Source organism: Halobaculum sp. D14 (assembly GCF_051195135.1).
In the GTDB taxonomy this organism is placed as follows: Archaea; Halobacteriota; Halobacteria; order Halobacteriales; family Haloferacaceae; genus JBNTKA01.
Window position 1 is genome coordinate 765646 of sequence record NZ_JBNTKA010000001.1, and the last position, 8983, is coordinate 774628.

Consider the following 8983-nt stretch of genomic DNA (forward strand, 5'->3'; position numbering starts at 1 on the left):
GAACAGCGACTTAATTGTTGAGAAACCAACGTGTGTGGTGGGCGTCCGACTCGTCGAGGCGGACGCCGTCGTGGCCGGCTACGGCGTCTCCGCCGGTTCCGCGTCGGCGTCAGCGTCCGCGTCGACGTCCGCGGCCCGCGACCGGGCGCGCTCGACGACGGACGGCGGCGCCTCGAACTCGACGTCGACGTGGTCGGCGTCGTACTCCTCGCGCTCGACGTGGCCGTTGTCGTGAATCCACGAGACGAGGCTCATCGCGTCGTCGGTCACCGGAAGCACCAGTCGCTCGCGTTTCCAGTCCGGGAGTTCCGCCTCGACGCGGTCGCGCAGCGACTCCACGTTCTCGCCGGTCAGCCCGGAGACGGCGACCGGGTTCGGTGCGAGCGCGGACAGCGCCTCCTGCTTCTCGCGGAGTTCCTCGTCGGTGAGCCGGTCGACCTTGTTGAACACGGTGACGAGCGGCGCCTCGTTCCGCTCGTACAGCGTGTCGTGGCTCGTCACGAGCTTCTCGCGGATCTCCTGGACGGGCTCGGAGGCGTCGACGACGAGCAGCACCAGGTCAGCGTGGTAGACGGACTGCAGCGTCGACTCGAACGACTCGACGAGCCAGTGCGGCAGGTCAGAGATGAACCCGACCGTGTCCGTCAGCAGGACGTCGCGCGTCCCGGTGTCGGCGCGGCGGGTCGTCGTCCCGAGCGTCGTGAACAGCTTGTCCTGCGACTCCGCCGTCGAGGCGATGTCGGGGTGCCGGTCGGCGTTCTCGTCGATGTCGAGGTCGGCGGCGAGCCGCCGCATCAGCGTCGACTTCCCGGCGTTCGTGTAGCCGGCGAGCGCGACGAGGTCGAAGCCGGACTCGCGGCGCTGCTCGCGGCGCTCCTCCTCCTTCTCAGCGATGCTGTCGAGCTCGTCTTTGATGCGCGAAATCTGCGACTTGATGTCGCGTTCGCGCGACTCGTCGTACTCGCCGAGCCCCATGAAGCCGGGGCGTTCGTCGCGTTTCGCGAGGCTGGCTTTCACCTCCGCGCGCGGCAGCTCGTACCGCAGCTCCGCGAGCTCCACTTGCAGCTGCGCCTTCCGGGTCTGCGCGCGCTGCCCGAAGATGTCGAGGATGAGCGTGAACCGGTCGACGACCTCGACGCCGTCGGGCAGCTTCTGCCCGAGGTTGAACGTCTGGTACGGCCCGACTTCGTTGTCGATGATGAGGTAGTCGGCGTCCGTTTCGGCGACGAGCGCGGCGAGCTCGGACGCCTTCCCCTCCCCGAAGTGGAAGGCGGCGTCCTCCTCGCGCGTCTGCGTCAGCGTTGCAGCGACCTCGTAGCCAGCGGCTTCCGCGAGGTCGACGATCTCCGTGAGGTCCGCGTCGCCGCGGTCGACGCGCTGTGCGACGACGGCGGTCACGTCCTCACCTCCGCGTGTCCCGTCCATGTCGGTTGAGTCGTGTGTAGGTGCCGCTGACTGATACCTCCTTCCCACGTCTCGGGGTGAGCGGGGCCGCGCTGCGACGCCGGCTGACGACTGCGCCCGGCGCTTAGCCTCCGGTACAGCCGCAGATTGCGGTCTGCAGGGTTGAACCCGGCGTCGTCGCGGATTCAGCGGGGCGTCCTCCACAAACCACTTAAGCGGAGGCGGCGCACCAGTGACCATGTTGGACGTGGCGGCGCTCCAGATTCAACTGGACTTCAAGCAGCTCGGCATCGAGTTCGGGTCCGGCGCGGTCATCGGCGGCATCATCGGCTTCGCGGCGAAGAAGGTCGCGAAGCTCGTCGCCGTCATCGTCGGGCTCGAACTCGCGCTGTTCAAGTTCCTCGAATCGCGCGGAATCATCACCGTCGACTGGGAGAAGCTGACCGCCGGCTTCGTGAAAGCCAGCCAGGACGCCGCCTCCGGGACCCCGCCCGGCTGGCTCCAGACCCTCCTGTCGACGCTCTCCGTCTCCGCCGGCTTCACCGGCGGCTTCTTCGTCGGCTTCAAGCGCGGATAACGCCGGCCGCCGGCGACGACGCGGCCTGTTTTCGCGGTGTTCTACGAGACCCTCGCGGTCAGCGCGCGCCAGCCCCGACGGTACACCAGCAGGTACGCCGCCGGCGCGGTCACGGCGAGCGAGCCGGCGGCCCAGACGCCCTGCGTCACCGGGTCCGGCGGCGCGACGACCGCAGCGAGTACGACGGCGCAGAAGGACGCGACGGCGACGCTGCCGGCCGCGCGCTGAGTCCGCGACGGCGGCGAGTCGCGGTCGCCGTAGGCGGACCGCCTGAGCCAGTACCAGACGCCGACGAACGAGACGAACACGGTCGCGGCTCCGAGGACGGCGGCCGCGTCGGTGCCGCGCGCGTCGGCGTCGAGATACACCCAGTAGCCGAACGACGCGGCGCTCGCGGCGACGAGCAGCGCCGTCGCGGCGAACAGCAGGACGGCGGCGAGATGGAGGGCCATCGTGAGTCGGGGCTCGGCGAGTCGGATTCGTTACCGCGTCTGTATCTCGTCTTCTTCCTTGACGATGCGGGTCTCGGCTTCGCCGCTGGACACCTCGTTCGCGAGGTCGAAAAACTCGTTCTGGAGGCCGGCCGGGAACGTGACGACGCCGACCCACGAGCCGTCGGCCTGCCACTCCTCCCGTTCGAGGTCGCCGAACTCGCGGATCTTCGCCTGACCGCTACCGGCGTGCTCCGGCGGTAACTGCACCGCGACGGTCACCTCGTCGAACCGAATCGGAATCACCGGCCGGAGCGCGTCGAGCGCGTCGTCCACCTGGTTCTCCACCGGCTCCATCGGGTCGACCGTGAACCCGGCCTCCTCAAGCGCCCGCTCGATGCGCTCGGGCGGGTGCGGCGCGTCGTCCATCTGCGGATTCACGGCGTTCCGGACGATGGTGTTGATGAGGTTCTTCCGCTTCTGCTCTTGCATCTCGCGGCGCTGCTCCGCCGTGATCTGTATCTCGCCGCGCTCGATGACCTCCGGAATTATCTCCATCGGGTCGGTCGTCCCGAACACCTCCTCGACGTCCTCCTCGGGCGGTCGGTCGCCGCGCGAGGCGTTCTCGAAGACGTCCTCGGCGGCGATGACGTCCTCCAGGTCGCCGTCGAACTCGCCGCGCTTGATCGCGAGCGCCGCGTCCGGGTCGACCAGCACCTCGAACCGCGTCCCGTGCGATTCCAGTCGCGCCGTCACGGCCTCGTCGAGCGAGATCATGGGTGATGGTTCGCCCCCCGTGAGTAAAAGGTATCTGCCGACGGCGACCGAACCTCACCGGGACACGGCGACGAGCTCCGCCGACCGGTCGCGTTCGACGCCGACGAACACTCGCCGGTCGCCGACCAGCGGCGCGGTGTACACCTCCGACCCGACGGGTCTGCTCCAGCGGCGCTCGCCGGTCGCCGCGTCCAGCGCCGCCAGTGTGCCGTCCGCGGTTCCGACGAAGACGCGGTCGCCGGCGGCTGCGGGCGTCGTCGTCGCGGAGCGCGCTTCGGGCGCGGGGAGCCGCGTCCGCCACAGCGGTTCGCCGCCGGCGAGGTTGTACGCCAGCACGCCGGCGTCGGCGTCCCACGAGTCCACTTTCGGCATGTCGCTGCCGACCGCGACGGAGACGGTTCCGTCGGCGACGGCGACGCCGTTCGCGTAGTCCGGGAGGACGTGTCGCCAGCGGCGTTCGCCGGTCGCGGCGTCGAACGCGGCGACCGCGCCGCCGGCAGCGACGGCGGTCGAACCGCTCGAGGCGAGTGTCGGGTGGCCGGCCCCGGCGGTGTCCCAGTCGTCGCTCGCTGTCCACCGGACGGTCCCGTCGCCGTTCAGCGCCGCGAGCGGCCCGTCGAAGTCGGCGGCGACGAGGACCGACCCGGCGGCGACGACGTCGGTGGCGGCGCGGCCGCCGTCGTCGGTGACCCAGTTGTCGGGCGTCGTCCCCCACGCGACGGCGCCGTCGGCGGCGTCGACGGCGAGCACGCCGTGACCCTCTCGGTTCTGGCCGCCGACGACGAGCCCGTCGAGGGCGGCGAACGGCATGAACCCCTCCTCGCCGGCGACGCTCCACACCGTCGTTCCGTCGGGGCGGTAGCCGGCGCGGTTCTCCCCGAACGCGTCGCCGACGACCGCGACGCCGTCGGCGATGACTGATCCGGTCATCGCGTGGTTGAAGAACGGGCCGTTCGAGTCCCAGAGTCGCTCGCCGTCGACGGCGAACGCGACGAGGTCGTGTTCGCCCATCGCGAGCACGCGGTCGCCGACGCGGACGAGCGGGGAGTTCACGTGGCCGACGGAGGCCAGCGGGGTTCGCCACGCGACCGGCGGGGCGCGGAGGCGACGACGAACCCCGGTACAGCCGGCGGTCGCGGCAGCGGCGGCTGACGCGCCGGCGAGCGCCAGGAAGCGGCGTCGGCTCGGCGCGCCGGCGTCTGCCGGTTCGTTGGAGGGCATTGATCTCGGGGTCGCTATCCGCGGAGAATAAGCCTTGTGTCGCTACTCCGGGACGGACTTCTCTTTCGCGACGACCTCGACGTCCGTGATTCGGGTGTCTGGGTAGCCGCCGTCGGCGTCCTTCTCGGCGGCCTTCACCATGTCCCAGACGACGTTGAGCCCGGTCGTGACGCCTTCGAGCGCCTCCATCTCGCAGCCGGTCTTCCCGGTGGTCTCGACGGCGACCGTGAGCGCGATTCGGTCGTCGCGGACCGCGAAGTCGGTGTCGACGTTCGTTATCGGAATCTGGTGGCACATCGGAATCGTCTCCCACGTGTGCTTGACCGCCTGCACGGCGCCGACCCGCGCGGTCGCCAGCACGTCGCCTTTCCCCACGTCGTCGCCGCGGACGGCGTCGACGGTGGACGGCGACAGCCTGATTTCGCCGCGGGCCTCCGCGCGCCGCGCCGTGTCCGGCTTCCCGCCGACGTCGACCATCTGGACGTCGCCGGACTCGTCGGTGTGGGTGAGGTCGGCGTCGCCGGTGATGCCGGATCCGGGTTCGTCCGCGCCGTCGTCGGTCATGCGTCCGCCTCCGTCCCCGCTTGCTCGTCGCGGAGCGCGTGCGGGAGTCGGTCGATGAGGTCGGTGGCGACGAGGCCGTAGCCGGACTCCTCGACGGCGGCGTCGCCGGCGCGGCCGTTCGCGTACGCGGCGACGGCGGCGGCGTGCAGCGGCGGCTGCGTGGCGGCGAGCGCGCCGGTGACGCCCGCGAGGACGTCGCCGGTGCCGCCGACCGTCATCCCCGGGTTGCCGGTGCGACACACGCGGACCGTCTCGCCGTCGGAGACGACGTCGTAGGCGCCCTTCACGAGCAGCGTGTGGCCCAGGTCGGCGGCGAACTCGCGGACGAGGTCGGCGCGCTCGCGCCAGTCCGCGCTGGTCTCGCCGCCCATCTTCCGGAGTTCGCCCTGGTGGGGCGTACAGACGAGCGTCGCGTCCGTGTCGACGTCGGGGACGACTTGGAGCGCGTCCGCGTCGACGACGGCGGTGCCGTCGAACTCGGCGAGGAAGCCGCGGACGGCGTCGAGCGTCGCGTCCGCGTCGCCGAGGCCGGGGCCGAACACGACGGCGTCGTGGCCGACGGCGAGTTCGCGGAGCCGGTCGAGGTGCGGCGGCGCGAGGTGGTCGCCGGCGAACGACCGGACGATGAGGCTCTCGTCGAACCCCTGCACCTCGCGGGCGACGGCGTCGGGGCAGGCGACCCTGACGAGGTCCGCGCCGGCGCGGAGCGCGGCCCGGGCGGCGAGCGTCGGCGCGCCGGTGTACGGGCCGCCGCCGACGACCAGGACTTCGCCGTGGTCGCCCTTGTGGCTCTGCGGGTCGCGGGTCAGCGGCCGCAGGTCACCGGGGCCGACGAACAGTTCGGCGGCCTCCGGGATGCCGATGTCGCGGACTTCGACGGCGGCGTCGAGCGCGTCGAGCCCCGGCTTCTCGTCGTGGAACGTGACGACTGCGTCGGCGTCGACGGCGGCGCCCGCGGCGTCACCGGTGTCGGCGTCGACGCCGGAGGGGACGTCGACCGACAGCACCGTCGCGTCGGCGTCGTTGATGGCCGCGGCGGCGGTCGCCTCCGGTTCGCGGAGCGCGCCGGTGACGCCGGTGCCGAGCATCGCGTCGACGACGACGTCGGGGTCGTGGAGCGCGAACGCCCGGGAGTCGGCGCAGGTCTCGGCGTCCAGTTCGGCGGCGCGGAGCGCGTCCCAGTTCTCGCGGGCGATGCGCGTCGAGATGGACTCCGGGCGGCCGAGCAGCACGACGCGGACGTCGTACTCGCGGAGGAACCGCGCGGCGACCATCGCGTCCCCGCCGTTGTTGCCGCGGCCGCACACCAGCGTCACCGACGCGCCCGGGTCGGCGCGGCGCCGGACCGCGGCGGCGACGGCGTTCCCACTGGACTCCATCAGCTTCGAGCGCGGCACGCCGAGCGCCGCGGCGTTCCGGTCCACCATCGCCATCCGGTCGGACGAAATCATGCAGTCGGTACCTCGTTCGTCGGGGGACGCCGTAAGCCCAGCGGGCCTGCCCGGACTCGCCCAGGCCCGGCCTACCCGGCCTGCCTGCTCGGCCCGACCTACCCGGCCTGCCCGCTACGCCCTGTGAACCGCAGGCGTCGGCGCGGCTCCCGCTGCCGTCGCGGTGAGAACTCGACGGCGAACGCCGCCGACTCGCGACGGATTCACGGTAAGCGGCGACGGAGCCGTCGAACCGTCGAAAATCCGGTCGGTGTCCGGGGAGTCGCGTCGAATCTTGCCCGAAACATTTAGTTAGTGTGTGTGAAACGTACCCCCATGTCAGGTCTGCTCCCGACGGATGTCGCCGACGAGCAGTCGGAGTCGTCGGACGGCGAAGCGGTCGACACGGGAGCGACGCCCGCAGACGTCGCCGCGGACGCGTCGACGGACACGTCGACGGACGCGGACGAAGACGCCGGCGTGGCGTCCGCGGAGCCCGGCGGCTCGTCCACGGAGCCGGAGACCGCCGCCGGCGACGCGCAGGCGGCGAATGCCGCGGACGGCGACGTCCGCGTGTGCTGGCTCGACGACGACGACGCCGACACGCTCATCGGCGCGCTCTCGTCGGAGACCGCCCGCACCCTGCTTTCGGCGCTGCACGACTCGCCGTCGACGGCGTCCGAGCTCGCCGACGCCGCCGACACGTCGGTCCAGAACGTCCGCCACCACCTCGGCAACCTCCAGGACGCGGGGCTGGTCGAGGACGCCGGGACGCGGTACTCGGTGAAGGGCCGGGAGATGACGGTGTACGCGCCGGCGGACGAGCGCGTCGTCGTCGCCGTCGGCAACGACACCGACCGGTCGTCGTTTCTCGACTCACTGAAGGGGCTCATCGGGACGCTCGCGGTGCTCGGCGTCGGCGCGGCCGCCGTCGAATGGGCGTTCGGCCTCGGCGCCGTCTCGCTGACCGGCCCCGCGTCGGCGCCGCGCGTCGGCGACGCGGTCTCGTCCGTGTCGACCGGTCCGCTGCTGGGGCTGGTGTCGCCCGGCGCCGCCTTCATCGCCGGCGGACTGCTCGTCCTCGCGACCGTATTCGTCGCCAACCGTCTCCGCGCGGAGTGACAGCATGGGAGCCGCGTCGCCGACCGACCCGCAGCCGTTCGGCGTGACTCTGCCCGGGCCATGAGTCGCCGCATCGCCGCCGCGCTTCTGGTGGTGTTCGTCGTCGCGAGCGGCGGCCTCGGGAGCGCCGCCACGGCGCACCCGGCGGTCGCCTCGACCGGCGTTCACGACGCCGGAATCGTCGACGGCGACGGCTACCCGCTGATCCAGGCGGGCGCCGGTGCCACCGCCCCCGACGACGCCCTCGACAACGCCGCCGGCAGCGCGGTCCGCGGCGACGCGGCCCCCGAACCGCGACGCTCGGCGGGGGGCGCCGTCGGAGCCACCGACGACGGCGGCTCCGGCGAACAGGTGCGGGTCGGCGTCATCGGCAGCGAGTTCCGCGGACGGCCGGACGCGCTCACGGATCGGGTCAGCGCGGTGCGGCGCCTGAATCCGCGGCTCATGGGCTTTCAGGGCGGTTCGAGCCACGACACCGCGGTCGCTGAAATCGTGGCGCGTCAGACCGAGTCCGCCGACCTGTATCTCGCCGCGGTCGGCCACAGTCCGACGCCGGAGACGTACAGCCGCGCCGTCGAGTGGCTGGTCGCGAACGACGTCGACGTCATCGTCGACGCGGGCAGCTACTTCCCGCGGACCGCCGACGGGATGGACCGAATCGCGGCGGCCGCCGAGAACGCCACCGACAGCGGCGTCGTGTTCGTCACGTCGGCCGGGAACTACGCGCAGCGGCACTGGCGCGGCCAGCCCGCATCCGACGGCTGGGCGTCGTTCGCGCCCGGGACGCAGGTGAACCGGCTCGGGAACGGCACCGTCTCGGGGCGCGTCACGCTGCGGCTGTACTGGGAGGCGGACACCGACTACGACCTGTACCTCTACCGGGACGTCCCCGGCCCGAACGACCGGCTGGTCCGGAAGTCCACGCGGACGAACGGCCACGCAGAATCCATCGACGCGGCGGTGCCGCGCGGCCACTACTACGTCGCCGTCCACGCCGCCGACGAGCCGACCGGCCCGGTCGACCTGTTCGCGGCGCACCACCGGCTCGCGTACGCCGGCGCCGAAGGCAGCGCGGTCGCGCCGGCGACCGTCAACGGCGTCATCGCGGTCGGCGCGGTCACCGCGAACGGCGGGCTCCGCGCGTACAGCTCCACCGGCGCCGACGTGACGACGACCGACGGCGTCCAGACCCGGTCGACCGGACGGTTCCGCGGCACGTCGGCGGCCGCCCCCGTCGTCGCCGGCACCGTCGCAGCGATGGAGTCGTCCGGGTCGTCGCTCACGCCGGCGGAGGTCGAGCGCATCCTGGAGCGGACCGCCGACGGCGCCCGCGACTGCGTCGACCCCGCCGCCGCCGTCGCCGCCGCGAGAGCGAACACGTCCGCAGCCCGGCCGTAACGGCCGGGAATCGGGTGAGTCGCCGAGCCGAGCAGCCGCGCCGTCGAGACCGTCCGAGT

General features: G+C 72.4%; 9 protein-coding genes. 3 read left to right on the forward strand and 6 right to left on the reverse strand.

Annotated features, from left to right (window positions below; all coding sequences use genetic code 11):
* Positions 1 to 78: 78 nt before the first annotated feature.
* A complete protein-coding gene (gene hflX / locus ACQUST_RS03855; RefSeq protein ID WP_435125147.1) occupies positions 79 to 1425 on the reverse strand; it encodes a GTPase HflX in 1347 nt (448 codons plus the stop codon).
* 217 nt (positions 1426 to 1642) lie between these two features.
* Here hflX and ACQUST_RS03860 point away from each other — a divergent pair, with 217 nt between their 5' ends.
* On the forward strand, positions 1643 to 1981 hold the full coding sequence (locus ACQUST_RS03860) for an FUN14 domain-containing protein (RefSeq protein WP_435126106.1): 339 nt from the start codon (positions 1643 to 1645) through the stop codon (positions 1979 to 1981).
* Between the two features lie 41 nt (positions 1982 to 2022).
* Here ACQUST_RS03860 and ACQUST_RS03865 read toward each other — a convergent pair whose 3' ends face one another.
* The 5 genes from ACQUST_RS03865 to ACQUST_RS03885 are packed head-to-tail and all read right to left on the reverse strand — an operon-like array spanning position 2023 to position 6425.
* The gene (locus ACQUST_RS03865) at positions 2023 to 2433 is read right to left on the reverse strand and encodes a DUF7534 family protein (protein WP_435125149.1); all 411 of its coding nucleotides are present in this window, start codon (positions 2431 to 2433) and stop codon (positions 2023 to 2025) included.
* A 30-nt stretch (positions 2434 to 2463) separates the two neighbouring features.
* Positions 2464 to 3189 carry a ribosome assembly factor SBDS gene (locus tag ACQUST_RS03870; protein ID WP_435125150.1) on the reverse strand — a complete coding sequence of 242 codons (726 nt, stop codon included), beginning with the start codon at positions 3187 to 3189 and terminating at the stop codon, positions 2464 to 2466.
* Positions 3190 to 3243: 54 nt separating this feature from the next.
* Positions 3244 to 4410 (reverse strand): PQQ-binding-like beta-propeller repeat protein, encoded by a 1167-nt coding sequence (locus tag ACQUST_RS03875; RefSeq protein WP_435125152.1) that lies wholly within the window; start codon positions 4408 to 4410, stop codon positions 3244 to 3246.
* Between the two features lie 42 nt (positions 4411 to 4452).
* Positions 4453 to 4974: a cyclic pyranopterin monophosphate synthase MoaC gene (gene moaC, locus ACQUST_RS03880; protein WP_435125154.1), complete on the reverse strand. Its 522-nt coding sequence runs from the start codon at positions 4972 to 4974 to the stop codon at positions 4453 to 4455.
* Positions 4971 to 6425 carry an NAD(P)H-hydrate dehydratase gene (locus ACQUST_RS03885; RefSeq protein ID WP_435125155.1) on the reverse strand — a complete coding sequence of 485 codons (1455 nt, stop codon included), beginning with the start codon at positions 6423 to 6425 and terminating at the stop codon, positions 4971 to 4973. The genes moaC and ACQUST_RS03885 overlap by 4 nt, the downstream gene beginning before the upstream one ends.
* Positions 6426 to 6740: 315 nt before the next feature.
* Between ACQUST_RS03885 and ACQUST_RS03890 the strand changes: the two genes are divergently transcribed.
* Entirely contained in the window at positions 6741 to 7526 is a 786-nt protein-coding gene (locus tag ACQUST_RS03890; RefSeq protein WP_435125158.1) for an ArsR/SmtB family transcription factor, read from the forward strand.
* 60 nt (positions 7527 to 7586) lie between these two features.
* Entirely contained in the window at positions 7587 to 8924 is a 1338-nt protein-coding gene (locus ACQUST_RS03895; protein ID WP_435125159.1) for a S8 family serine peptidase, read from the forward strand.
* The last annotated feature ends 59 nt before the right edge of the window (positions 8925 to 8983 follow it).